Source organism: Hymenobacter tibetensis (assembly GCF_022827545.1).
GTDB lineage: Bacteria > Bacteroidota > Bacteroidia > Cytophagales > Hymenobacteraceae > Hymenobacter > Hymenobacter tibetensis.
On record NZ_CP094669.1, the window covers coordinates 4,336,327 to 4,362,977 of the forward strand.

The 26,651-nt window shown below is 51.1% G+C and carries 20 protein-coding genes; 12 read left to right on the top strand and 8 right to left on the bottom strand.

The window, feature by feature from the left end:
- Positions 1-11 precede the first annotated feature (11 nt).
- Entirely contained in the window at positions 12-338 is a 327-nt protein-coding gene (locus MTX78_RS17370) for a nucleotide pyrophosphohydrolase (RefSeq protein WP_243796933.1), read from the top strand.
- A 14-nt stretch (positions 339-352) separates the two neighbouring features.
- On the opposite strand, the gene MTX78_RS17375 is transcribed toward MTX78_RS17370, so the two are convergent.
- Both MTX78_RS17375 and gcvT read right to left on the bottom strand, forming a co-directional pair.
- Positions 353-1,096 (bottom strand): 2-phosphosulfolactate phosphatase, encoded by a 744-nt coding sequence (locus tag MTX78_RS17375; RefSeq protein WP_243796934.1) that lies wholly within the window; start codon positions 1,094-1,096, stop codon positions 353-355.
- A gap of 93 nt (positions 1,097-1,189) precedes the next feature.
- On the bottom strand, positions 1,190-2,296 hold the full coding sequence (gene gcvT, locus MTX78_RS17380) for a glycine cleavage system aminomethyltransferase GcvT (RefSeq protein ID WP_243796936.1): 1,107 nt from the start codon (positions 2,294-2,296) through the stop codon (positions 1,190-1,192).
- 266 nt (positions 2,297-2,562) lie between these two features.
- Here gcvT and MTX78_RS17385 point away from each other — a divergent pair, with 266 nt between their 5' ends.
- The 3 genes from MTX78_RS17385 to MTX78_RS17395 are packed head-to-tail and all read left to right on the top strand — an operon-like array spanning position 2,563 to position 5,009.
- Positions 2,563-2,928 carry a CZB domain-containing protein gene (locus MTX78_RS17385; protein WP_243796938.1) on the top strand — a complete coding sequence of 122 codons (366 nt, stop codon included), beginning with the start codon at positions 2,563-2,565 and terminating at the stop codon, positions 2,926-2,928.
- A 50-nt stretch (positions 2,929-2,978) separates the two neighbouring features.
- Positions 2,979-4,529, top strand: a complete 1,551-nt coding sequence (locus MTX78_RS17390; RefSeq protein ID WP_243796940.1) for a sensor histidine kinase — start codon at positions 2,979-2,981, stop codon at positions 4,527-4,529.
- A gap of 54 nt (positions 4,530-4,583) precedes the next feature.
- Positions 4,584-5,009: a response regulator gene (locus MTX78_RS17395; protein ID WP_243796941.1), complete on the top strand. Its 426-nt coding sequence runs from the start codon at positions 4,584-4,586 to the stop codon at positions 5,007-5,009.
- Between the two features lie 75 nt (positions 5,010-5,084).
- Here MTX78_RS17395 and MTX78_RS17400 read toward each other — a convergent pair whose 3' ends face one another.
- Together MTX78_RS17400 and MTX78_RS17405 are read right to left on the bottom strand one after the other, a co-directional pair.
- Complete coding sequence (locus tag MTX78_RS17400; RefSeq protein WP_243796943.1) at positions 5,085-5,660, bottom strand: ribonuclease HII; 576 nt, start codon at positions 5,658-5,660, stop codon at positions 5,085-5,087.
- A 124-nt stretch (positions 5,661-5,784) separates the two neighbouring features.
- Positions 5,785-6,027 (bottom strand): hypothetical protein, encoded by a 243-nt coding sequence (locus MTX78_RS17405; RefSeq protein ID WP_243796945.1) that lies wholly within the window; start codon positions 6,025-6,027, stop codon positions 5,785-5,787.
- A gap of 570 nt (positions 6,028-6,597) precedes the next feature.
- Here MTX78_RS17405 and MTX78_RS17410 point away from each other — a divergent pair.
- From MTX78_RS17410 to prfB, 8 genes are all read left to right on the top strand, one after another.
- Positions 6,598-7,191 carry an NUDIX domain-containing protein gene (locus tag MTX78_RS17410; RefSeq protein ID WP_243796947.1) on the top strand — a complete coding sequence of 198 codons (594 nt, stop codon included), beginning with the start codon at positions 6,598-6,600 and terminating at the stop codon, positions 7,189-7,191.
- A 157-nt stretch (positions 7,192-7,348) separates the two neighbouring features.
- The gene (locus MTX78_RS17415; protein ID WP_243796948.1) at positions 7,349-8,209 is read left to right on the top strand and encodes a lysophospholipid acyltransferase family protein; all 861 of its coding nucleotides are present in this window, start codon (positions 7,349-7,351) and stop codon (positions 8,207-8,209) included.
- Positions 8,210-8,235: 26 nt separating this feature from the next.
- The gene (gene gatC / locus MTX78_RS17420) at positions 8,236-8,523 is read left to right on the top strand and encodes an Asp-tRNA(Asn)/Glu-tRNA(Gln) amidotransferase subunit GatC (RefSeq protein WP_243796950.1); all 288 of its coding nucleotides are present in this window, start codon (positions 8,236-8,238) and stop codon (positions 8,521-8,523) included.
- Positions 8,524-8,529: 6 nt separating this feature from the next.
- The gene (locus tag MTX78_RS17425; RefSeq protein WP_243796952.1) at positions 8,530-11,592 is read left to right on the top strand and encodes a tetratricopeptide repeat protein; all 3,063 of its coding nucleotides are present in this window, start codon (positions 8,530-8,532) and stop codon (positions 11,590-11,592) included.
- 11 nt (positions 11,593-11,603) lie between these two features.
- Positions 11,604-12,332, top strand: coding sequence for an ABC transporter ATP-binding protein (locus MTX78_RS17430; RefSeq protein WP_243802920.1), 729 nt, complete (start codon positions 11,604-11,606; stop codon positions 12,330-12,332).
- 200 nt (positions 12,333-12,532) lie between these two features.
- Positions 12,533-13,081, top strand: a complete 549-nt coding sequence (locus tag MTX78_RS17435; RefSeq protein ID WP_243796953.1) for a cob(I)yrinic acid a,c-diamide adenosyltransferase — start codon at positions 12,533-12,535, stop codon at positions 13,079-13,081.
- A gap of 123 nt (positions 13,082-13,204) precedes the next feature.
- A complete protein-coding gene (locus tag MTX78_RS17440) occupies positions 13,205-14,269 on the top strand; it encodes a branched-chain amino acid aminotransferase (protein ID WP_243796955.1) in 1,065 nt (354 codons plus the stop codon).
- A 170-nt stretch (positions 14,270-14,439) separates the two neighbouring features.
- Positions 14,440-15,517, top strand: a protein-coding gene (gene prfB, locus MTX78_RS17445) for a peptide chain release factor 2 (RefSeq protein WP_243796956.1) whose coding sequence is annotated in 2 segments (ribosomal slippage) — positions 14,440-14,499 and positions 14,501-15,517 — 1,077 coding nt in all. Because the reading frame shifts where the segments join, the coding sequence is not laid out codon by codon here.
- A gap of 150 nt (positions 15,518-15,667) precedes the next feature.
- Here the strand turns inward: prfB and MTX78_RS17450 are convergent.
- The 4 genes from MTX78_RS17450 to MTX78_RS17465 form a co-directional block, all read right to left on the bottom strand.
- Complete coding sequence (locus MTX78_RS17450; RefSeq protein ID WP_243796958.1) at positions 15,668-17,083, bottom strand: RagB/SusD family nutrient uptake outer membrane protein; 1,416 nt, start codon at positions 17,081-17,083, stop codon at positions 15,668-15,670.
- 18 nt (positions 17,084-17,101) lie between these two features.
- A complete protein-coding gene (locus tag MTX78_RS17455; RefSeq protein WP_243796960.1) occupies positions 17,102-20,179 on the bottom strand; it encodes a SusC/RagA family TonB-linked outer membrane protein in 3,078 nt (1,025 codons plus the stop codon).
- Between the two features lie 447 nt (positions 20,180-20,626).
- Positions 20,627-22,072 carry a SusD/RagB family nutrient-binding outer membrane lipoprotein gene (locus MTX78_RS17460; protein WP_243796961.1) on the bottom strand — a complete coding sequence of 482 codons (1,446 nt, stop codon included), beginning with the start codon at positions 22,070-22,072 and terminating at the stop codon, positions 20,627-20,629.
- A gap of 6 nt (positions 22,073-22,078) precedes the next feature.
- Positions 22,079-25,324 (bottom strand): SusC/RagA family TonB-linked outer membrane protein, encoded by a 3,246-nt coding sequence (locus MTX78_RS17465; protein WP_243796963.1) that lies wholly within the window; start codon positions 25,322-25,324, stop codon positions 22,079-22,081.
- Positions 25,325-26,651 lie beyond the last annotated feature (1,327 nt).

The following is a 26,651-nucleotide window of genomic DNA, read 5'->3' on the forward strand; positions in this document are numbered from 1 at the left end:
TACCCTTTCTCATGACTATCGAAGAAGCGCAGCAGACCGTTGATACCTGGATCAAAACCACGGGTATTCGGTATTTCAATGAGTTGACCAACATGGCCATGCTCACCGAAGAAGTAGGCGAAGTGGCCCGCATTATTGCGCGTCAGTACGGCGAACAGTCTTTCAAGGAGTCCGACAAAGACAAAGTATTGGCCGACGAATTAGCGGATGTGCTGTTCGTGGTCATCTGTCTAGCCAACCAGACCGGCGTCAACCTGACCGATGCCCTTCAGCGCAACCTGGAAAAGAAAACCCTCCGCGACACCGACCGTCACCGCAACAACGAGAAGCTGAAATAGCTTTAGGCTAGCGGCTAGCGTAACTCAGAAGACAGCGCTGCGTGTTGGAGGGCTGTAATTCGCCCTTCTTGGTACACGGGCACTACATCGTACACATCTTGGCGCACGCAAAACTCCATGTCTTTATGCAGCTCCAGGCTGTTGAGCCGCCGGACGTGAGAGGACTTCAGCAGATACCCCGCCACATCGGGGCGGGCTGCCTGCCACAAGTCCAAGGCGGCTAGCGTGGCGTCCGAGTCAGTGGTAGTAAATTCAGACGCTAGCTCATTGGCTAGGGCGCCTCCAAACAAAGTGTCTTCCAGGCAGAAGTTGCCTTTCCAGCCAGCACACACCACTATCACATCTTTCTGCTGCTGCCGCAGGAAGTTGGCTACTGCCCCAAGGTTCAGGAAAGCGCCTACCACTACGGCGTCTGCTGCCTGCGACAAGTGCAGGGCCCGAGTGCCATTGGTAGTTGTAATAGCTACGGCACGGCCACGCACGGCTACTACGCCGTCTAAGTAGCCAAAAGGAGAGTTACCTAGGTCCACGCCTAGCGCTTGGCGTCCGTCGCGTTCTGCGGCGGTTAAGTAACCGTCGGCGGCCATGGCTTGGCACGCCGCCACTTCACTCACGGGCACCATATGCGTAACGCCCTGCGCCAGCGCCGTTACAATAGACGATGTAGCGCGCAATACGTCTACCACCACCGCCACCCGGCCTCGCAGATCAAAAAGGGGTAGGAGTTCGGGCGAAAAGCAAATATCAAGAGTAGGCATGAACAGAAAGTAGGTGCTAGAAGAAGAACAGAAGTGAAAAACCGGCGGCAGAAGTCGTTTTTCAACTTCTGCCGCCGGTCATATACCTCCTTTTTATGCTTCCTCCGTACCCGGCACGAAAGGCAATTTCACTACCGTAGCCGGGTGGTTTTTACCGCGCACTTGCACGAATACCTTGCTGCCGGGCGCACTCAATGCCGTCTGTACATAGCCTAGCCCGATACCTTTGCTGAGCGAGGGAGACTGAGTACCGCTGGTTACTTCACCGATTTTTTCGCCGGCTTCGTTCACTAGCTCGTAATGGCCACGCGGTATGCCGGGTCCGTCCATCAGGAAACCAACCAGCTTGCGCTCCACCCCAACCTCCTTTTGCTTTTTGAGCGTATCGGCGTTGGTGAAGTCCTTGCTGAACTTGGTAATCCAGCCCAAGCCGGCCTCCAAGGGCGAAGTCTCGTCGTTGATATCGTTGCCGTACAGGCAGTAGCCCATTTCTAGGCGCAGCGTGTCGCGGGCCCCCAGGCCGATGGGCTTCAAGCCGTAAGGCTGGCCTGCTTCCATCACCTTGTCCCATACTTGCCGGGCGTGCTCGTTGGGCACATAGAGCTCAAACCCACCTGCGCCGGTGTAGCCCGTAGCCGAAATAATAACGTTGGGGGCGCCGGCAAATGTACCTTGTACAAACGAGTAGTAAGGAATGGAGCTTAAATCGGCGTCGGTCAGGCTTTGTAGCGCAGCAATAGCCTTAGGGCCTTGCACGGCAAACAAGCTGATTTCGTCGGACACGTTTTCCATTTCCGCGCCAGCCGTGTTGAATTGCTGAATCCAGTTCCAGTCTTTGTCGATATTGGAAGCATTTACCACTAACAGGTAATCCTCTTCCGCCAGCTTATACACCAGCAGGTCATCTACGATGCCGCCGTCTTTGTTGGGTAGGCAGGAGTATTGAGCCTTACCAGGAGCCAGCTTGCTGGCATCGTTGGTGGTTACACGCTGAATTAGGTCGAGGGCCTGCGGACCACGCACCCGGAACTCACCCATGTGCGACACATCGAAGATGCCAACTGCACGCCGCACAGTGCGGTGTTCTTCGAGGTCGGAAGAATAGCGCACGGGCATGTTGTACCCGGCAAAGGGGACCATTTTAGCGCCTAGTTGCTGGTGTACATCATTCAGAACAACGGTTTTGAGGTCTTCAGCCATTCGTTTAGTTTCTAGTTTCCGTTTTTGCTTGTAGTGCGTCGCCGCAGAAATCTGAATTGCTCTATGGAGAGCTTGCATGTTGCTCTCCTATCTTTGAACAGGATACATGCGGGTTCGGGTGGCGAAATTAGCTAATTCCTGCGGGCAGGCAGCTACCGTCAACTTTGAGTGCAAGCTCGTCGTTAGGGTAAGAGCAGCCGCTACCCTTTCTGCACTTTGTCTTTTTCACTCCCGATGTCCAGCTTGTATTAGAGCGGCTTACCCCTATGAACAACGAACTCAAACAGGACTTTGAATCGGGAATGGTGAAACACCTACTGTTTAAGTCCAAGCTACGTTCTTACTTGTACGGCAGCAAAACCAGCCAAGGTCCCATCCGCGACCCGTCGCTGTGTTCTTTCGGCCACTGGATTCAGAACCGAGCGTTAGGTCCCTATGGCCACCTACCCGAATCGCGCGAGTTGGACCGGCTACATATCCTTGTGCACCACAAAGCCAACGCCCTGATGGACATGCACGAGCGGGGCGAAACCGAGCAGGCGTTGGCAGGCTTACCGGCCATAGAAAAAATTGCCGATCAGATTACCCTTCTGCTGCGAACTATGGAGCAGAAGCTGCGTACGGGGCTCTAGCTGTTGTTGCCACCTTTCAGCTTACCATCTCATCCTGCTGTTCTGCCTGCATGAAGCTGAAGCTTTCCACTAAACTTTTCGCCGGTTTTCTAGCCGTTCTACTTCTATTTGTGGGCGTGGTAGTGGTCAATTACCAGCTCTCGCGCAAGGTGCTGCGCAACGCCCGGCAGGTGCAAGCCTCGCAACGCGTGTTTGCGGAAGCGTCTATGCTCATGCGCAACATCGTGGACATGGAAACTGGGTTTCGGGGCTACTTGCTTATTGGCAAAGAGGAAGTACTGGAACCGTATCATCAGGGCGAGCGGTATTTGCTGAAAAACTTCAGCCAGCTGCTCAGCGACCTAGACCCCGAGAGTCCGCAGTATGCCCGCATCGTACGGGCGCAAAAGATGTTTCGGGAGTGGCTCAACTATTCCCAACTGCTCATCAGCGAGAAGCGCGAAGCCCGCCACCGCTCACCCACTCAGGAAGGGCTTCAAGGCGTCGACCACCGTGCGTTGGCTGAAAGTCTGCAAGGCAAGGTCCTGATGGATCAGATTCGGGTGCTGTTTGCTGGCTTCGACCAGGAAGAACGCAAACAACGCGCGAAGCAAAGCACCCGTCTTCAAGAGAGCATCATCGAAACCCGGCTTATTTCGGTGGGTATCACGCTGCTGGCTATTCTGCTGGGCTTACTATGGGCGGGCTATATCATCCGCCTGATTGGCCGCCGTATTCAAACCATGGTGTCGCTGTCCTCGCGCATTGCGGCGGGCAAGTACCGCACGGCTATTCAGGATACGGAGGGCGATGAGCTGAGCGAGTTAGCCATTTCACTCAACCAGATGGCCACCACCATCGATACCAACATCACCCAGCTAGAGCGCCGCAACCAGGAGCTCGACCAGTTTGCCTACGTAGTGTCGCATGACTTGAAAGCCCCTTTGCGAGGGATAGAAAGTGCTTCGCGCTGGATTGAGGAAGACATGGGCCAGGATATTCCGCAGCACATTCGGGAGTTTTTGGTGTTGATGCGCGTGCGGGTGAAACGGATGGAGCAGCTCATTATGGGCATTCTAGAGCTAGCCCGCGTCGGCCGTTCGCCGCAAGCCGACGAACCCGTGTTTGTGCGTCAACTATTGCGAGAAATCATTGACTCGCTGAACCTGCCGGATGGGTTTCAAGTGGAACTGCCTTTCTACTTGCCTACGCTGGTTACCAACCGAGTGCAGTTGCAACAAGTGTTCACCAACCTCATCAGCAACGCCGCTAAGTACCACGGCCATCCTGAATCCGGCACCGTAAGCATTGCCTGCACCGAAGACACGCAGTTCTACACTTTTTCCGTAACCGACGACGGCCCTGGTATTGCCCCCGAGTACCACGAGAGGATCTTCGTCATCTTCCAAACACTTACCGAGCGCGACACACTGGAAAGCACTGGCGTTGGGCTAGCCATTGTCAAGAAAATTGTAGAGCGCCAAGGGGGCGCCATCCAAGTGGAATCCAAGGAAGGGGAAGGCGCCACGTTCCGATTCACGTGGCCTCGGCAGAGCCGCCCAAACCCTGAAAATCGGGCTATTAGCACAATTTCAACACAAAATTTAGCCTCAACCGTATAGCGGGTAGCCTATGGGCTGATTTACATGCTCTAATTCATCCAACCTACACCTGCTATGCCTAGTATTCTTTTGGTCGAGGACGACCAGATGGACATCATGAATGTGCAGCGCGAATTGCGCAAGAACAACATTGATTTGCCCCTCCAGATTGCTCGCAACGGTCGTGAAGCCCTGAATATGCTGCGCGGTGAAGGTGGCCAAGAAAAGATAGAGTTGCCGCGCGTAGTGATGCTCGACATCAACATGCCCCGTATGAATGGCTTGGAGTTGCTGGAGCAGCTACGCTCCGACCCCGAGTTTGTTGGTCTCAACGTGTTCATCATGACCACGTCCGACCTCGATACCGACCGTCTCAAAGCCCAGAACCTAGCGGTTAGCGGCTACATCATCAAGCCCCTGAACTTCGACACCTTCGGCGAAGGTGGTTCCACCATTGATGGCTTTAGCTTGTTTCTTGATTTGCTGAAACTGAAAAGCTAGGAAAGGCCATAAAAAAGCCAGTGCTCTGTTCTGCGTTGAGAGAACAGAGCACTGGCTTTTTTATAACTCCGATGCTTACAGCAACCGGAAACCCATCCGATGGTGCGAGGTGGTACCATGAGCACGAATAGCGGCCCGATGGTGCAACGTAGGATACCCCGCGTTCTGCTCCCAACCATACTCCGGGTGTTGCACCGCCAATTCTAGCATACGCTCGTCGCGGAAGGTTTTGGCCAGAATAGAGGCCGCGGCAATGTGCTTATAGCGAGCATCGCCTTTCACAAGACAGGTGTGGTCTATGCCTTCATACGCCCGAAAGCGGTTACCATCGACTGCCAGATGAGTGGGTTGAATTCCTAGGGCTGCTACAGCCCGGTGCATAGCTAGGTAACTAGCCTGCGCAATATTGATGGCAGCAATTTCATCGGGCGATGCTTCGGCTACCGCCCAAGCCACCGCCTCCCGGCAGATATCGTGGCGCAACGCCATACGGCGGCGAGCACTCAACTGCTTGGAGTCGTTGAGAAACGCGGGGTTGAAATCGGGCGGCAAGATAACGGCGGCGGCAAACACAGGTCCGGCCAAGCAGCCACGGCCCGCTTCGTCGAGCCCTGCTTCCAGGGGGTGTCCAGTATGAGAGGCAAGCAACATGGCGTAAAGGTACGGGAGGCCCCAACGCCAGACACGAAAAAAGGCATCCCCGGGAGCCATGGCGGCCGGAGATGCCTTTCTAGAGGTGAAATGTTTTACTTATGCTGCAAGGTAGGCCACTACCCTATTTGTGGCTGCCCGCTGTCGAACCTGTTGTAGGAGGATTTTCGCCGCGCCGCAATCCTTGCTTATCACGGGGGCCCTCATCTATTTCATCGTCTTCGTCGGTGCTGATGTATTCGTTGCTGATCGGACCCAGACCACCGGTAGTAGCGCTTAGTTCTGATTCAGCTTGTGCGTGTTTGAGGTTGAATAATGGGTCGCCGGGTTGGGGCTGATTTTCCTGATTCTTGGGCTTATTCGCCATAGCTACCTAACGCCAGCCGGAATGTGAACGGCCGACTTTAGCTTGGTACGGCAGCACAGCGCAGCAGGTTGAAGTAGAATCTTGGCCTAGGATTGAGTTTGTGCTAGTAAGCAAATACTATCTACTTGTCTTCACTTTGGCATGCTAACGCCACACAATAGGCTTTAGCAAGCAAGAATTGAAATAAGTGAAACCGGCTACCCAACAGCCCCAATAATCTATATAGATTTTGTAATCAATAACTTAACTCAAGGTATAGAAAAAGCAAAAGGGGCTGCCGCCTTCCAACGCAACAGCCCCTTTTTATAATTGCGCCGAATGATCTTAAAAATCATCCACCCTACTCCTAGGATCATTACGACGCTGCGCGAGCGAAGCCTTCCTTTCCACAAATACCCACCCGCGCTATAATTGAGTATGACAAAACTACTTACTCTCAATCGGTTATCTAAGCACTTTTTGGTCAATTGGCCTATTTGCCCGGCAAACTAGCTGTTCTACCCGATGGACGCTGAAAACGGAGTATAGCCTTACCTTTAGCTTGAAATCTATTCTTTCTATCTTCCAACCATGGGCACTTCCAAACCTACACTAGACGAAACGCACAACCCCTGGCAGGTTCTAAGCACCGAAGTTAAATATAACAATCCATGGATACGTGTTCGTGAGGACCAAGTCATAAACCCAGGAGGCGGCCGGGGTATTTATGGAGTCGTGACGATGAAGAATAAGGGCCTGGGCATAGTCCCCGTGGACGCCGAAGGAAATACCTGGCTGGTAGGCCAATACCGGTATACCCTAAGCGAGTACAGTTGGGAAATCCCGATGGGTGGCGGCCCAGTAGAACAGGACATTCTGGAGTCTGCGCAGCGTGAGCTACGCGAGGAAACCGGCCTTCTCGCCCGCCGTTGGACTAATATTGCGCGTCTGCACACTTCCAACTCCGTGACGGATGAGGAAGGGTTTGTCTTTCTGGCCGAGGACTTAGAGCAAGGAGAAGTGGAGCCCGAAGAAACCGAAGACCTTCGCCTTTGGAAGCTTCCTCTGGCAGAAGCAGTGCGCATGGTGATGGACAATCGGATTACCGACGCCATCAGTGTAGCAGGACTGTTGAAGGCGGAGAAGGTACTGGCAGACCGGGTGAAAGAGCAGTTGCCTGGCTAGTGGCAAAGCAGGATCTTTCGTGGGTTGCCGTTGCAGGATAGATAGCGCAGCCTCAGGGTAGTCAGCCGACTCCTCGTATGGTGTTCGTCAATCCGGTGCCAGTCCGTTGCAATGGGCTGGTGTCGGACAACGTCAGACAACTTCCTAACTTTGCTACATGCGGCATCTTTTGCGCTATATCGGCCACCGACTCTATACCACCTGGGCAACCTTCTGGTTTGTGACGCCATTCGTGCTGACGTATCCGGTGCAGTGGGCGCTGAGCCAACGGCCACAGTGGCACCGCCATCTTCACAGCCTCAACCGCAACTGGAGCCGGCTATTTATCTGGATGTGGGGCATGCCTGTGGAGATAATCCGAAAAAAGCCCTTACCCACTGAGCAACCCTGCGTGTATGTAGCCAATCATAGCTCGTACATTGATATTCCCTTGCTGTTCAAAGTGTTGCCAGGCTGGTTGAATATCATGGGCAAAAGCTCATTGGCTAAAGTACCCGCTTGGGGTCCCATTTTCAGCCGGGGGTATATCGTGGTTGACCGGGACAATGCTATGAGCAGAGGCCGGGCAATGGTGCAGGCCCGCCGTTCTTTGGAAGCTGGGCGGTCAGTTGTTATTTTTCCGGAAGGCTCCATTGCCAAAAAGCCAGGCGAGCAGCTAGAGGAATTCAAGGATGGGGCCTTTCAGTTGGCTATTGCGGCCGGTGTGCCATTGGTACCTATCACGATGACGCTGAACCACCATTTCCTGCCAGATGTTGGCGGGTTGCGCGTTCGTTATTCGCCGTTGCAAATCATCTTACACGAGCCCATTACTACGAATGGCCTAACGGTGGCGGATGCTTTGGCTCTCAAGAAACGCGTGTACGACACGATTGCCAGTGCCTTCCGCCCCGACACGGCTGGAGTTCCGGGACCAAGCTTCTGGCGCAAGCCCAAACCGCAAGCTTTAGCACCTACACTGACGAAAGAAACACCAGCTTCACCAGAAGACTCTACGCTGGCGTTACCTAACTCATAATTCTCAATTTCTAATTTCTCTTCCCCTTGAGCACTGACCTTGCCACCCTGCGCCAACTAGCGCACCTCTCCCGCTTGGAACTCGATGAGTCCAAAGAGCAGCAGATGTTGGGAGCCCTCAATGAAATCCTGGACTGGGTGGACCAACTGCGCCAGCTCGACACAAGCAGCGTAGAACCTTTGGTGCACTTGTCGCACGAAATCAATGTGCTGCGGCCCGATGATGCGCACAACACCGTGAGCCACCAGGACGGCTTGCGCAACGCCCCCCGCAAAGACTCTGATTATTTCCGCGTACCTAAAGTGCTGGAGTAACTGCTGGTGCCCACTATTCCTGTCTCGCGCGCCGCAAACTGGCGCAGTCCGTTTTTACTTGGCTTGCTTGGCCTAGCCGCCGGGGCTTTGCTTCTGGCCATCTATTATTATTTCACTGGCGACGATGCCACCCTGCCTGTGCAGACGGTGTCGCAGCTTAATCCGGTTCCGACCGTATTAGCGTCAGTGCGCGTGGGCTTGGCGCAGCTTCCCATTCGGGTGAACGGCTACCTGCTCACCCAAACCCACGACATGGTGGGGCCCTACGTTCAGCCAGATGCGGCTTGGGTGCTACTGGGACTACTGGCCGTCGCGCTGGCCGCTTTTTTGGCTGTTGTCAGCACCTTGCCCCGGCCTGCTTTCGTGGCAGGTATGGCAGGGGTTATTTTCCTGTTGATGTCGTTGAATGCCGACTTGCTCGGCATTTTCAATTCGCAGGAACAGTACTTCCTTATCATAGCGCTAGCAGCATTAGGCCTGCCCGCTTACGCGTTTCACGCTTTCTGGACGGAAGTACCACTTGGGGGTCGTTTGTTGGTATTCGGGGTAGTGATAGCAGGCCTAAGCACTCTGTTGCTCACCAAGTCCACCTTTTCAGCCGACGAAACTGCGCTGCATCTTACCAGCTTTGCCACGCTTGGCGGCGCAATAGTGGTAGCCCTGCTGGTGCTGTGGGTGGCATTCGAGAATATTCAGGGCCTGCTGTGGTTCAATACACAGGCTGAAAACCCAGCCAGCCGCTTTGGGTTACTGCCGTTTGTAGCTTCTAGCGTCCTGTATCTTGGCATCTTGGGCATGTATCTCTGGAATGGCGGCGAACTGCTAATTCTGCCGGGCGTGCGCTTCGACCCCTTGGTTTTACTGCTGCCCGCAGTGTGTATTGGCTGGTTGAGTTTGCCGCGCCGAGCTACTTCCTACGGTGAGCTTGTACCCTACTGGCCCGCCGCTGCTCACTTGTATTTGGTTTTTGTGGCACTGGCTGCGGGCTTCTTGGGCTATGCATTTGCTACTGCCAATGATCCGCTGCTGTTGGCTGCCCGTCAGTTTACGGCCCTGGCCCTATTAGTTGGAGGCGGTGCTTTTCTGCTATATGTTCTAGTCAATTTCGGGCCACTTATCCGGCAGCGCTTGCGCGTATACCGCGTCGTGTATGAGCCACGCCGCCTACCCTTATTTGCGGTGTATGTGCTGACGCTCGCTGGGCTGGCAGCCGTGGAATTTCGCTACAACCTCGAAACGCTTCATCAAGTACAGGCCGGCTACTACAACAACCTCGGCGACCTAACCCGTCTGCAAAGTGAGATGGACCCCAAAGGCGATGCACTGGCGTTGCTGGCGGAGCGCTATTACGCCGAAAGCGACGTACTGGACGAGCACAACCACAAAGCCAGCCTAGGCCGCGCCGCGCTGTATCGGTATCGGCTGCAGCGCCAAAACGAAATCAACATCCTGCGTCGGGCGCTCAGTCGTCGGCCCTCTGAGAAGGTATCGTTGCGCTTAGCGGCGCTCTACAACGAGCCTACCGATTTTTTTGACCGACTGGCTGCCTTGCGACAGGGCTTGAAAAGTGCTCCTACCAGTGCGAGCCTCAACAACGACCTGGCCTTGCTATATACCCGCTCTACTCTCACCGATTCGGTAGCGTTGTATCTCGACCGGGCCGAGGCAGCAGCTCCTGGCAGTTCAGTTGTGCAAGCCAACCGATTAGCTTTTCTGCTTCAAAACCGCCAGTTCAAGGAAGCGCAGCAACTGGTTGCGGAGAAAAGCAAGGAAGCCGATGCCGCTTGGCAGAGCAATGTCTTGTTATTACATCAGCTGCACCGTAGCAACCAGCAACCTATTCCCGGCCTCACGCCCAACGCGGAAGCAAACCTGACAGTCCCTGAATTTGCCCGGCTGTATCATGCAGCACTGCAACGAATACAGCAGCAGGATACCAGCTACTTGCCAGCACTGAGCAAGCTAGCAACCCGGCCCAGCAATAGCTCCTACTTCGAGCAGTTGACTTTTCTCAAGGCTCTCACCCAACACTATGGTGGCCGGGTAGTAGCGGCTCAAACCACGCTGCTTCCTTTGTCGGTGGGCACAACGCCTAGCACTGCCTACTACCAGAACATACAAGGGCTATGGTTACTAGAACACGAAGCGTATAGCTCGGCAGCAGCTCGCTTAGCTGAGTCTGCCAGCAACGGCTACACAGAAGCAAACCTGAACCGAGCCTATGCACTGGCACTAAATGGTCAACTAGATTCTGCTCGCACGGCGGTGAACTTAGTAGCGCAAGGACCAGATTCCAGCTTGCAAGCACCGGCTCAGAGGTTGCAACAAGTAATAAATCTAAATTTTAATTCGCAATATGCAATTGCGTCCGATTCCGTAAAAACACAATTCGTTGTGCTACGCGGCAACTCCTTCTATCCTGAGAGCCTTCTAACGTACGCTCTCAACCTGCCAGACCCTCGCCACCGCGAAGTAGCCCTGCTGGCGCAGGCCCCACGTGCGCTGCAAGCTGGCCAGGTAGAAGCCGTCCGCCAGGCCGTGGCGCGCTTTGCTCCGGAAGCCAAGCAGCAGAAAGGTAGCACCACTTCCAATTGGAACGTGGTACGGGGTGCAGTGCTGCTGCGCGAGAAAAAAGCTGAAGAGTTGCGTTTACTGACTAAAAACGGCTATTTCTCGCCGACGCATCAAGCCAAGAAGCTATATTACCAGGCAGCGGCGGCACTCCTCATGAACCAGCCAGACCAAGCTCAGCTGTTGTTCAATCAGCTGACGCGCGAGGCTCCCTTCGAAGAAACTGGCCTGTTAGCCGCCGCCGATTTCTTCACGCAGCGGCAAGACTACTTGACGGCTTATTCCACCTTGCAGCGTGCTCTGGAATATAACCCTGAGTCTATTGCTGTGTTAAAGGCATATACGTTAGCTGCTATTCCGGCCGGACTGTCGGGGTACGCCGCCACCTCCCTCGACAAGCTTCGTACATTGCTTTCACCCACTGAATACGCTACCTTTCGTACCACGTATGACGCCCGCCGAGCAACTCAGGACTCGGTGGTCGCTCCATGGAACTAACCCGGCCGGCTATGCTGCACCCCGTTATCGAAACCCACGACATCTCGAAGATGTACCGCATGGGTACTGAGGAAATTCATGCTTTACGTTCGGTTACCATCACGATTCAACGTGGTGAGTACGTTGCTTTCATGGGTCCTTCGGGTTCCGGAAAGTCAACGCTGATGAATATTGTTGGCTGTCTGGACACGCCCACCACCGGCAACTACATTCTCAACGGCAAAGATGTGAGTCGCATGAGCGACAACCAGCTAGCCGATGTACGCAACAAGGAAATTGGCTTCGTCTTCCAGACGTTCAACCTGCTGCCCCGCGCTACATCACTCGACAATGTAGCCTTGCCCCTTATTTACGCTGGCTACAACAAAGCAGACCGCGAAGAGAAAGCCATGCAGGCGCTACGCAGCGTAGGCCTCGACACCCGCGCCAAGCATCGGCCCAACGAGCTATCCGGTGGTCAGCGCCAACGCGTGGCCATTGCCCGGGCCCTCGTCAATGATCCTAGTATCATTCTGGCGGACGAACCAACTGGCAACCTTGACTCCAAGACCAGCTACGAAATAATGGACCTCTTCGAAGCCTTGTATGCCAAGGGCAACACCATTATTATGGTGACGCACGAAGAAGACATTGCCCGCTATGCGCACCGCATCGTTCGCCTACGCGACGGCCTTATAGAGTCTGACCAGATAAATACAGACGTGGCTTTGCATCATGAGCAAGCCACCAAGCAATTGTAGTTCTTCTGCCTGCTAAGAATAAATCGTTCGTCATCCCAACGAAGGAAAGACCTTTTTGTCGTTAGTGTGTTACTCTCTGCATCTACCACACTGCCGAAGAAAAGTCATTTCTTTGCGGGGATGACGTTTCACTTTCAACAGCGCAGCAATGGCTTGAAACGCAGCGTTATCCTAGCGGCCATAACGCTAACCTCCATTTCATGAAGATTTACACCAAAACCGGCGACAAAGGCCTCACCTCGCTCATTGGGGGCACGCGTGTGCCCAAGTCCAGTTTGCGCATCGATTGTTACGGTACCGTCGACGAGTTGAATTCCTACATTGGCTTGCTCCGCGACCAGGACGTGAATGCTTCTCATCGTGGCTTGCTGAAAGAAATTCAGGACCGCCTCTTTACCATCGGTGCTTCTCTGGCTTCAGATCCTGAAAAGTCGAAGATGAAGATTCCGGATTTGCATGACACTGACGTGACGCTGCTGGAAGAAGAGATGGACCGCATGAACGCACAGCTACCCGAGCTACGCGTGTTCGTGTTGCCTGGGGGACATCAATCCGTGTCGTTTGCACACGTAGCGCGCTGCGTGTGCCGCCGGGCCGAGCGGTTAGTGATTCATCTTCGCGAAGACTCTTTTGTGGCCGACTTGGTGGTGATGTACCTAAACCGGCTATCTGATTACCTATTTGTCCTTAGCCGCCAGATGGCGCACGACCTCGGTGCCGAAGAAGTCACCTGGTTGCCTAGGATGTAGATTACTTTTCAGTTTCTGATTGCTGGTTATCGTTTGAATACGTAAGTCATCTAGCAGAAACGCTTCTATTGCCCGCTCCTCTCCTACCCAATTCCCCATCCTTCCCTCTTCATCTCCTTTTTCATGCTCGACACCCTCACCATCCGGACGCAGCGCACCATGGCATCACGCCTGCAACAGCTGGACCCCGAACGCCTTGAGTTCGGCAAAACCTTTTCCGACCACATGTTCGTGGTGGACTACCGCGACGGGGAGTGGCAGGACGCGCAGATAGTGCCCTACGGCGACATAAGCGTAAGCCCAGCAAATTCGGCCCTGCACTATGGCCAGGCCATTTTCGAGGGCATGAAAGCATACAAAAATGCGGATGGCAACATTGCCCTCTTTCGTCCTTATGACAACCTGCGCCGCCTAAATGCTTCGGCGGAGCGCATGTGCATGCCGCTAGTGCCTGAAGAGCTGTTCATGCAAGGTCTCAGCCAGCTCATCCGGCTTGATAGCGACTGGGTGCCTGATGGCCCCGGAAGCGCCCTGTACATCCGGCCGTTCATGTTTGCTACCGATGGCTTTATCGGCGTGCGCCCCTCCAACGACTACCGCCTCATCATCTTCACGTGCCCGGTAGGACTCTATTACAACAAGCCGCTTCGGGTACGTTTTGAGGAACGCTATGTACGCTCCGCAGAAGGCGGCGCAGGCTACGCCAAGAACGCCGGCAACTACGGAGCTGCCATGTATCCGACCAAGCTTGCTCAGCAAGAAGGCTACAACCAACTTATCTGGACCGATGCTTCCGAGCACCGCTACGTTGAAGAGTCGGGCACCATGAATGCCATTTTTGTGATTGATGGCAAAGTCATCACTCCTGCGCTCAGCACGTCTATTCTTGATGGTGTTACTCGCCGCAGTGTGCTCCAGTTAGCCCGCGACTGGGACATGGTGGTGGAAGAACGTAAAGTGTCAGCAGTAGAGCTTATGGAGGCCTTGGCAGCTGGTAAGCTAGAAGAAGCCTTTGGTGTAGGCACTGCGGCTACCATTGCTCCTATTGCTGTTATTGGCTATCAAGGACAAAACTATGAACTTCCGGCACCGGGTACCGATAGTTTCTCTGCTCGGGCAACGGCTGCACTACACGCTATCCGCATCGGCCAGGCCCCTGACTCTCACAACTGGATGGTAGCCGTATAAGCTACCTGCTACATAAACACTGCAAGAAGCCGATTCTTAGGAAAGAATCGGCTTCTTGTTTTTTTAACGGACCTTTGTCTCGCAATGAACAGGTACCTGAAACGCAGCCTTACGCTTCGTTTGGGTCGTACTGCCTCATCTGCTCCTATCCATTCACATAAGTATTCCCGATGACCCAAGACCAGGTAAAGGAATTGAAGGGCCGCGCTGAGGCCCTGAGGAGGTATCTTTGACTACGACAGCCGCAAAGCCCAAGTAGTAGCCACCGAGGCTCTCACTACTGCCGCTGGCTTCTGGGATGACTCCAAAGCCGCCGAAACCACCCTGCGCGAGATTAAAGCAGTCAAGACCTGGACCGACGACTACGAGGCCGTGCAGCAAGCACTAGCCGATACAGAAGTGCTGTTCGACTTCTACAAAGAAGGCGACGTGTCGGAAACGGAAATGCAAGCCGACTACGACGCCACGCTCAAGAAGATAGAGCAGTTGGAATTCAAGCGCATGCTCTCCGACGAGGAAGATCAGTTGTCTGCCATCATCGACATCAACCCTGGTGCCGGCGGCACCGAAAGCCAAGACTGGGCCGAAATGCTCATGCGCATGTATATTATGTGGGCTGAAGGCCACGGCTTTGGCGTGCGCCAGATCAGCTACCAACCCGGTGAAGGGGCAGGCATCAAATCTGCCTCACTGGAAATTGATGGCGACTTCGCGTATGGCTACCTTAAGAGTGAAATTGGTGTACACCGTTTGGTTCGCATGTCGCCCTTCGACAGTAGCGGCCGACGCCATACCTCCTTCGCTTCCGTTTTCGCCTACCCCGTAATCGACGACACCATCAACATCGAAATCAACCCCGCCGACATCAGTTGGGATACGTTTCGGGCCGGTGGTGCCGGCGGCCAGAACGTAAACAAGGTGGAAACGGCTGTACGCCTCACGCACGCTCCGTCCGGCATCATCATCGCCGTGCAGATCGAGCGCAGCCAGCTCATGAACAAAGAACATGCGCTCCGTATGCTCAAGTCGCGCCTCTACCAGATTGAGATGGACAAGCGCCATGCCGAGCGCGACAAAGTAGAAGCCACCAAGAAACGCATCGACTTCGGCTCTCAAATTCGCAACTACGTTTTGCACCCTTACAAGCTAGTCAAAGACCTCCGCACCGGCATCGAACGCACCGACGTGCAGAATGTATTGGATGGGGATTTAGATGAGTATATCAAAGGCTTTTTGATGCAGAGCTAGTAGAGTGGAACTATGTTGTCATTTTTAAAGGTGCCATCACTAGTATCTACTCCCAAAAAGAAACCCCCGTACTATCTAGTACGGGGGTTTCTTTTTGGGAGTAGATACTAGTTAAAATAGCTCTAAAGTCAGTCTAGTGTTAATTATGTACTATGGATTGGCAACATCCCACTGCTTTTCAGCAAATGGACGTGGCATCTGGTTGAACAGCTTGTAAGGAGTCTGCGTGAATGCCAGAGTAACTCCAGGAGCCGGAGCAGGATTTAGTCGTCCAAGACGGCGTAAGTCTACCCACCAATGACCTTCATAGAACAATGAGTAGCGCCTCTGCCGCAAAATCTCATCAATGTAGGCGGTAACGGTAGTAGGCAAGGTTGCTGCTGTACGAGCCACTAGGCCTCCTGCACGAGCTCGGATTGTGTTTATATCCTCTAGAGCTCCAACGAAGTCGTTGGTACGGGCACGGGCTTCTGCTGCAATTAAAATCAGCTCTTCGTTGCGGATGATATCAATTGGTGCCGTGCCCGAGGTGTACACTAAAGCATCAAAGTTGGCAGTGATACCACCCAACGCTACTGGTGTAGTGCGACGGCCAATCTTGCCTAAGCGCAAGTCGCCGGTTTCAGCCTCACTAACTACATTGTCTGGCACGGCTACTAGAGTGGAAGGTGTACCGTTAGCCACTTGAGCATATGGGTTACCAACGTCACCAGCCGTAGTTGGGCTGAATGTAATTTTAGGGCCTAGCGTAAGGCTAGCTGTACGGCTATAGAAACTGTTCGGCAAAAGCTGTATCACCCCTGTGTAGTCACCTTGGTAAAGGGCTACGCGTGCAGCTAGTGCCCGGTTGAAGCGGCGAAAAGTTTCAGGAGTGCTAAATCCAGCAAAGCCCGTCGAAAGGTCAAACGCAAAAGTTGAACCTGCTGCAGCCAGGTCCTGATCAGCTTGATCAAGCAACCCGCGAATATTAGTTAACGCTTCTGTCTGCGAGACAAACTTGCCCGGACGGAGGATGTTATCTAAGTCGATACGAATGCCTTCTTCTCCTTGCAAGTTCAGCAAGTGCAATTTGCTTAAAGCTTCATACGTGCGCGTGAAACCAGCAAAACCGCTTTTCTGTTCGGCAGTGATGACCTGCGAGTTATTTGCCGAAGCGAGTAGAACACGTGCCGCGCGACCTACCCGGGCAAAATCAGTGTACTGTCCATTATAATAAGCGGCATCGTCCAGCACATCTACAGTGGCACTGCCCCGGCGCCCCTGCAACTCGGCATACCAGCGACTTTCAGTACTTGCCAGTACGGTTACCTCGCGCCCCAATGTGCCTACTACTTGGTTGTAAGAGCTATTATTGGCGTGCCCTAAGCGCAGAGAACCTTCCACGCCAACGGCTAGAGCGTTCAACTGAGGTAATGACGCATTCGACAATACGCTTTCGATACTGGCGTTATTAGGGTCGGTTACAGGTTCGATTTCAGTGAAGTCACAACTGCTTATACTCAGCAGTGCTATCAGAACACCGGCCGTTAACAACGGACGAGTGCTTTTGTGCAGATTTATATACATAGGGATGTGGGTCGAGGCTTAGAAATCCAGATTGAGGTGAAAGAAGATGCGACGCGTGTTGGGGTAAGAACTCACGTCTACCTGGGCAAAGTTTGAGGTAGAGCCAAAGTTTGATACCTCGGGGTCATAACCTACGTAGTCGGTCCAAGTGAGCAGGTTGTTGCCTGATATTCCAATACGGATATTACGCACGTAGTCCTTGAACAAACTGGTCCGGATACTGGCTGGCAACGAATAGTACAGACTAGCTTCGCGCAAACGCACATAGCCACTGTTCTGAATGAATTCACGCGCTGGCTCACCTTGGCGCTGTATGCCATTAGGCACACCATTCCCGTCATCATCCTGGCTCCAGTCCTCGGTAGTGCCACCTTCATCCTGCAACAGTCGGCTTAGGTTGCTCGTGTACGAATCCTTACGCCAGTGCAGCAAAAACGAAGCCTCGAAATTCTTAAACACAGTGAAATTATTCAGGAATGACATCTGAAAACGCGGCTGCGCGTCTTCATAACGAGTCAGAAAACTGGGATTGTTGGCGTTAGTTTCCGCGTTAACTGGTGAGCCGTACCAGCGAGATGGCGATTCACCTAGTGCAAATACGTTGCGGCCAAAAGCATTACCGAAGCCCTGACCAGTGTTGAAAGTAGGCACGACGATGCGGGTCACCTCGCTACGGTTAAACCAGTACTGCGTCGTACTATTCCAAGTGAAATTTTCGCTTCGTATTGGTGCTACACTTAACCCCAGTTCTAGTCCCCGGTTACGCAGGTCGCCTACCGGGTATGCCCGTATAGACGTCACGCCGGTGCTTGGCGCCAACACGAATGTATTGATTAAGTCTTTAGCAACTTTGTTGTAAACAGTAGCTTCGAGCCCGATTCGGTTGTTGAACAAGCTAATGTCTACTCCAGCCTCAAATTCAGAGGCGCGTTCCGGCCCAATTGTGGGCAGACCAACCAAAGTAGAAGGCAAAAATCCCGGACGGCCACCCGTAGTAATGTTGACCAGCGGCGAAAAAGCAGCCCCGAAGAAAGCCGGCGCACCGGTTTCACCATATGCAGCACGCAGTTTCAGCAGGTTCACCTGCTCTATCGACCAGAAATCAAACTTGGCCACATTGACTGCCAGCGACGCTTTGGGAAAAGCATAATATTTATTAGGATCACCGTTGCGGCTTGATTTGTCGAATCGTACTCCAGCCGTCGCAATTACTTGGTCGCGGAAATTTGCTTCTTGCTGAGCCACCAACCCTAAGTCACGCTCTGATTGAAGATCAACTTCCTGCGACACGTTGGAACTGCGGTTTGGTGAAAGCGGCTCGCCTGGTGCCAGGCCCCGGCCTTGGCTGAAGCTCAGATTGCGGTCCAATCGCAGACGCACCATTCCTACCTGTGAGGTAAGGTTTATAGACTCCCCTAGCCGCCAATCGTATACTAAGAAGCCTTGCAGATTAGTGTTAAAAAACTGGTTTTTGGCCACTCGAACCGCCCCTCGATCAGCTGCTACCGAAATATTACGTTGCGACTGAAGATCGGCTGGCAATGCTAGAAAGGCATTACTGCTCGAAAAATCAACGCCGCCCTGCACTGCCAAACGCAATGATGACCGTTCGTTTTCGATAATGCGTACCGTTGCAGTAGCCGCCTGTACCGCACGATTAGTAGTTTCCTCGTTGATAGAACGCTCCACTATAGCTAGCGGGTTATCGCCGCCATAAGGATTTACGGGAAATATTCCCTGCGCATTTGGAAATAGTTGTGCGTATGTAGGTATAGATGCTAAGGTATACCCCAAGCTTACACCGCGGTTATCATTGCCAGTGAAGCCTCGGCGATTGGTAGAGTTAAAATAACCCGATGACACTCCAACATCAACCCGGTTGCCAATTTTTTGGTCTACGTTAGCCCGTACCGAATGTCGTTTGAAACCCGTACGTTCTACAATACCATCTTCGCTAGTAGTTGTGCCGGAAACGTAAAACTTCGTTTTTTCTGTACCCCCCGAAACACTTACTGAAGTGTTTCGAAGGAAAGCCGTATTACCGAAAACTTCCTTTTCGTAATCGTGGATTTGGCCGTTTGCTTGGGCTTGCTCCAACAATCCCTTTTCTCGGTTACGATTAGCGTTGACTGCAGCTACGGCTGTATTATACGCCGCTGTTTGCGCCGGCGTGGGGTTAGCAGGCAAAGTAGGTAATGAGAAATACTGATCTATTTTCTGCGGTGTCCAGTCCTCTTGACCTAATAGACGCCAAGCCTTAGCAAAACCGATATCCTGCGATAAACTCACCCGCGTCTGGCCAGCTTGGCCGCGCTTGGTTTTAATGATGATAACCCCGGCATTAGCTCGCTGCCCGTAAATAGCAGCAGCACTAGAGCCTTTTAGCACCTCAATACTCTCAATATCATTAGGATTCAAGTCGGACAAGCGGTTTATTGCATTATCCTGTGAGCTGCGTCCGGTTGTGGTCGAAGCTGCAGAAGTAAATGCAGCAGCTCCAGCTCCGTTCCCAACTTCGGCATTGACTGCATAGACCCCGTCAATGATGAAGAGTGGCTGTGTACCGCCAGTAAGAGAAGAAATGCCGCGCAATTGAATAGCTACCCCTCCGCCAGGCGCTCCAGACGTCTGAGCAATATTAGCCCCTACAATTTTGCCATTTAAGGCCGCATCAACAGTTACTGGTCTAGTGCTACCTACAAGTTCTCTCGCTGAGATAGTAGTTACAGCATTAGCGAGATTTGACCGCTTTATACTAGTAGCCAGCCCGGTTACTACCACTTCATCTAAATCACGTGCAGAGGCGGTCAGTCCCACGTTAATTGCTGAACCGTCCCCAATAGCGCGTTCTACTGTGCCATACCCAATGAAGCTAAACGTGAGAGTTGTTGCCGAAGCAGGTACGTTCAGTATATAAGAGCCATCAGAATTAGTAGAGGCTCCAACAGTAGTTCCTTTTACAAGCACTGTCACGCCAGGAAGCCCTTGGCCACCTGCTGAGTCAGTTACGCGGCCCGAAATACTGCGATCTTGCGCCACTGCCTGCTGCATCAGGACAGGTGACGCGAGAAGCGCGCTGAGGAAAAGTTTTCTCATGTAGCTTAAGTAGTTTAGTGAGTGAAATTGAATATTTGAAGAATGCTTTTTTCAAACATAACAAATAAACTCCACCATATCACGTATAATTATGTCCTATAATAGTCCTAACTAAAGACATTTTAGCTTTCATATACAGCACTTAATCTAACAGACCTACCTAAATCATTTTAGCCGATAATTAGTAATGTTACGGCTACCACTCAAACGCAATTATTTCAATATTTCGGGAGTTCGAAACAGTAATCAGTAAGGCACAAGCACTTACTTTAGGAGCACAGACGGTAGCATTTTCGCCATTCATGCTAACCGCTTAGACACTGCAACGCTTGATGGGTGCATCTTTTAAGCGCGTTAGCGGCTCTTGCACAGTTGATCGTTCAGGTACGCACAAAAAAAGGCTGTCGATATCGACAGCCTTTTTTTCCTTTACAAGGATGTACGCTACTAACGCTTGTCCCAGAACAGTTTGGTAGTTACCACATCACCACCGATTGCAGAAGAAGCGGCATTATAATTAGCCGTGTTCACGTTCTGCTCGGCGACTGGATAAGGTAAGCGCAAGGGAATTTCGCTGTTGGCTGTGGCTGGTTTGGTAAGACGTGGTGTATCCAGTCTTCTCCATTCCTTGTAAGCTTCAGTAGGCTGATTGTACAGCGCAATCCACTTCTGGTTACCTATCTTTTCTCTGTAGTCAGCACCTGGTGCGGTGGCGTAAGCAACACTCGGCTGTGCCAAGTAAGCCGTTGCCTCAGCCTGCGTGCCTCCCCACTCTAGAATCGATGCTGTGATTCCTGCATTGTAATGCTCCGTAACTGTCCCTGCGATGTAGCCTCTTGCAACTGCTTCAGCTAGCATAAATTCAACTTGCGCGTAGGACATCACTACACCAGGCAATGTCTGCTGACGAAGTTTATCACCTGCAGGAGAATACTCGTCGTATGGATTTGACGCACCATACTCTCCTCCAACGAAATCAGGTGCACCTGCTGCAGGCGAATCCGCAGGATTGAAGTAGTCGTCTAGGCGTGGATCTTCCTTTGTTCTTAGTTGATCAACGAAGAGGCTAGTACCTACAAAGTCATTACGTCCACTTCTTACCAAATCTTCATATAAAGGGTTGGTGTTCGGGAAAGTAGCATCAAATGCCAAGTCAACGATGTCATCATTGGAAGCAAGAACTTTTCCAACTGTAGAGGCCACCATGGTTCTGGCTTTGGCATCATCTACATCAGCAATAGTGAGTGCCATCCGCAGCTTCAGAGAGTTTGCGAATTTCAACCACAACGCCATGTCGCCGCCATTGATCAAATCATAGTCGCCTAAGCCTGCACCTGGCTTAAGTTGTCCTATAACAGCGTCTAGGCGCGTAATAAGATCAGCGTAGATAGCAGCTTGACTATCATATACCGGCAGTGCCGAGTTGATGTTCAGGGCCTGCGTGTACGGCACATCGCCAAAAGTTTCCACCAAAACTGCCCAAGTATATATTTCTAATACTTCGGCGCAGGCTATCTGATTTGCTTTAACTGGTTCAGTAAGTAGCTTATCAGCTGCAATATTGGTCTTCGCTTCTCTTAAGTCACGAAGCACATCCCGGTACAGGGCGTTCCAATATCCTCCGTTGATATCACGCGTGTTGATATCGTAACGGCTTTCTTGAGGATAGTCGGTAGCGGCCCAATATTGAACGTAAAAGCGAAATGGATTCAGGTTTACGTTTGCACTGTTTATTGTACGAACCAAGTTACGTTCGGCATTGGCAACGAAAGTTGCGCCGGGCGCAGTCCCCACTGTAGCTCTCTTTGGATCGATGTTGTAATCTTCCAAAGAGTCTATGCAGGAGGTTGTCAGCAAAGCTGCTGATAGAGCATATATGAGTGATTTTTTCATTTTTGTTTAGAAGCTAAGTCTGATGTTTGCACCGATAGTACGAACAGCAGGATATGCACCAGTCGAATAACCTTGGCCAGCGTTACCAACGCTCAATGCATCTTCAGGATCTGCGTCTGGCAGATTCTTGTTGATGATCCAAAGGTTTCTACCTACTAGAGATAGGTCAACCCCTTTTACACCATTTATCTTCGACAAGAGTATCTTAGGCAAAGAGTATGTGATAGCCACTTCACGTAGCTTCACAAAGCTAGCATCATACACAAAGGCCGCCGCTGGATTGAAAGTAGTTCCGTAAGCAGTTGCACCGGTAAATTCACCATCTACAATACCGCTGTTATCGGCACGTACTGTGTTAGGCGAGCCATCGGCCTGTACTCCTGAAAGAAGAACACCACCACCCTGGCTGATTGGATCACGCGAAGGATTTCCTAGCTCGTTGAGCCCGGCAGTCTCATCTGGTAAACCAGTGTCCAGACCATACGCGCGGTCAAGTGAGAACACATCTCCACCATGGCGAATATCCACCAAGAAGTAAAGAGAGATACCTTTGTAGTTGAATGTATTGGCAACACCACCCGTCCAATCTGGGTTAGGATTACCTATCTCCTCGTTGGCAGTAGCGCTTTCTACGTAACGGCCGTTAGTCCCTACTAAACGCTGACCATTGAGGTAAGTGTAATTAGTTCCCCGCAGCATACCAAATGGCTTTCCAACAGTAGCGTTCGAAGAGACACCACCCTGGTAGCTAGCTATTTGGATGCTTGGAACTCCTTCATACAAAGAGAGGACTTCGTTGCGGTTTCTGGTCCAGTTAGCGTTGATAGTCCAGGTGAAATTATCTGACCTGAAAGGGCTTGCGAATGCCGTAAGCTCAATCCCTCGGTTACGAACCTCACCAGAGTTTACATAACGGGAATTGTAACCAGAAGCTCTCGAAACGTTTACTGGGATGATTTGGTCAACAGTATTTTGCTGATAAACTGTTACATCAAATCCCAGGCGGCTTTGCAAGAAAGCCATCTCAACGCCGGCTTCGCCACTTTTCGTGCGCTCTGGTTTTAATTCCTCGTTGTTTTTAGTGCCTGCTACCGAGAACAATGGGATTGAACCGAATGCAGTAGGCTTGTCATATACATCAAATACGCTTTGTGGCGTAGCACCTTGTCCTACCTCCGCGTAGTTAACCCGGGCTTTGCCATACGAGAGCCAGCTTACATCTTTCAGTAGTTCTGAGAAAACAAAACCAGTTGCTACCGAAGGATAAATGAAAGCATTGTTTTTATTAGGTAGAGTGGTCGACTTATCTCTTCTGGCAGTAAGATCCAGGAAGAGCATATCCCTGTAGCCGAACGTACCGCTAGCAAATATACCGTCAACTCCTCTTTTTGTCTCCACTTCATCAATACCAGGAGCCGGAGGGGTTATTGGCTCTAAACTGTTCGACAATGAGTACAGTCCTGGAACTACCAAGCCGCCATTGGTTGTGGAACGCACAAACCCAAAGCTCTCACGGCGAATGTTAGCACCAGCTAAGCCTTTAAAGCTTACACCTTCCGTGATATTGGCCGAGAAATTACCAATCAGATCAAAGTTGGCTTCCCGTCCAACACGGTTGTAGCGCGAATAACCTGGTACGCCCACAGAAGTTACAGCATACCGCTCCTCTTGGAATTCGTCGTACGAGTCGAGGGTCACGCGGCCCAATACGTTAAACCAGTCAGCAAACTTGTAGGTAGCTGCTACGTTACCGAATGTGCGGTAACGAGAGTCAGTTTCGTAGCTCTGATTACGTGAAAAGTACGGGTTGTTCCAGTACTGACCAGTAGCACCAGCAGTAGGGCTGCTCAAGTTCCACGTTGCGTTCAGCTGCTGGTAGTTGTATGCATCTTCCAGTTCTTTGATATCAACGTTCGTCTGCCACCACTGGCGGAAGTTGGTCATCAAGTTCTCGCTGTATGCTCCGCTATAACCCGTTGCATAGCGACCCTGGCCCTTCACCTGGGAGAAGTTAACCGAAGCACTGGTAGTTAAGCGCGGTGTTAGGTTCAACGACCCTGCAAAGTTTACAATGTTCTTGTTCACCTCGCTATTCGGTAGAATACCCTTGTCACGAACACTGTTGTAGCCTAACTTAAAGTATCCATTGTCGTTGCCTCCGTCAATGGTGATACTGTTGTTCAGGGTACTAGCTGTTTTGAAGAACTTGGAAGGATCATTTTCAGCCGCAACCCAAGGAGTGGCTTTGCCAAAGTTGGGATTACCTGGCGTGAAAGCAGTCCACTGGTAGACCTGTAAGCTAGGATCAAAGCGCGGTCCAAAAGAAGCGTCATGAGTCAAACGAACTAATGGATCAATAACACCGTCGCCGTCGAAGTCACGAGTTCTAGTGAACGTAGGATAGTATCCTCCTCCATATTCCTTCTGGTATTTAATGAAAGTGCTCTTATCAATGCGGCCTCCTGTGATACCAGCATTGATAGTAACGCCTAGTCCTTTTCTACCTTTCTTGGTGGTGATAAGGATTACGCCATTAGAAGCCCGCTCTCCGTAGAGAGCAGTAGCTGCTGCCCCTTTTAGAATGGTTGTTGTGGCAATGTCATCTGGGTTAAGATCAGACGCTGCGTTGCCATAGTCATATCCACCTCCACCAGTTTGCTGACCAGCAGTATTTGTATTGGAGTTGCTAATAGGCACACCATCAATCACATACAGTGGCTGATTGCTATTAAACAACGACTTGGTTCCCCGAATTGTAACGTTGGTAGAGCCACCGAGCGTATTGCTTTGGCGGATGTTTACACCTGCTACTTTGCCCGATAAGCCGTTGATAGGGTTAGGGTTACGAGCAACTGTAATACTTTGACCTTCTACCTGCGTAGCGGAATAAGCTAGCGAGTTACGGGTTCTTTCTACACCCAACGCGGTTACAACCACTTCGCTGAGTTGCTTGGCGTCGGTGCCCATACCAACATCGATACTAGATGCTGTGCCAATAGGCCGCTCAACGCTAGTATATCCTATAAAGCTGTAAGTAAGAGTAGTAGCAGTAGCTGGAACACTTAGCGAATAGGAACCATCAGCACTTGTTGAAGCGCCAATAGAAGTTCCCTTAACCAGCACTGTTACCCCGGGAAGCCCTTGGCCGGTTGCCGTGTCGGTCACGCGGCCCGTGATATTGCGATTCTGCGCCGCCGCCTGCTGCACCAGGACGGGCGATACCAGAAGCGCACTCAAGAGAAGTTTTCTCATGTAATTGAGTGATTTGGTGAGTAGAAATGAATAAATGAGGAAAGTTTATCCCAAACATAATCAATAAACACGTCGCCTACATATGAAAATTTTACACTTGAGCTACTAGTAGGCAGAAAAACGGACTTTTAAATCCTGTTATAGAACAAATAAGGGGCATGCATTTTCCTATACACAGAATTTGTATCAGCATATTTCAACAAAGTTGGATTTATATTATAAAATATTAATATTTATATAAAACAGCTTTTCTCTTCCATAGCGCCTCTAATTTGTACTCACACATTTACTAATCCTTACCATAGCTCTTACGAGCCAACAAACATGAACACGAGTAGTCTATATTGTAACTATACTTAGCCTCCTTTCAGATTACACACCAAGGCAACAACAGCCAAACCCTTGCTAAGTCGATACTCAATTTAAAGAACCTATAATGCTCCCTTATTGACTCAACAAAGAACTTCAAGAGAGCATAATATTTAGAAGCAATTACATGAACTGTGAAGAAAACTAGAACGCTTTGACATTTTTTATTACTTCTGCTAATCTCTCCATATAAACTTGGCTGATGCATAACTTTCTTTGGTATGCATTATTACAACATCATAGTATACCTACATCTTCTGCAACTATATAAATGCTTACTAAGGTCCCATTATGAATATTGGTTTTAATGTTAAGCCCTTAGCTATTACACACAATTTGAATATTCCTTGGAACATGGTGCTAGGTGGCGTATTTGTTCATGCAGGAAGATGAGCCTACATGTGCGCTGTATAACCGACCGATTTATTGAAATTTCTGATCAGTATTGGACAATCAGCAAATGCACTATTATTACCTCTAAGTTAAAGCTGTGAACTATATATCACTTCAATATATCAGATACATATAGTCACAAGCCCTATAGGTGTACTGTGCCATTGGGCGAGAAATCAGATACAGTACAAACCAACTTATGGCCAATAGATATAAGTGTATGCCTGCCTGTAACCATATCTTAGGCTACTAATTGTGCTCTTTACAGGGTAGCCTCAGCTAGACGAGTCTTGTAGAAATTTACTCTCGACAGATAGTCATGCATATTATTTACTTCAGGAATGCCCGCATACCAAATATAGGATAAATCCTGAAATACTAAATGTTTAGTTGTCATTATCACTATTGCTTGACAATTCATCAATCGACAACCTGCTACACCATAATAATATAGTAAAGGGGAGCTGGACACTACTTAATTCTTTCTCCTTGCTAATTTCTATTATAGAAAAACTTGATACATACTGACCACCATCATCGAACGCCGCGTTACGGCTACTTTACT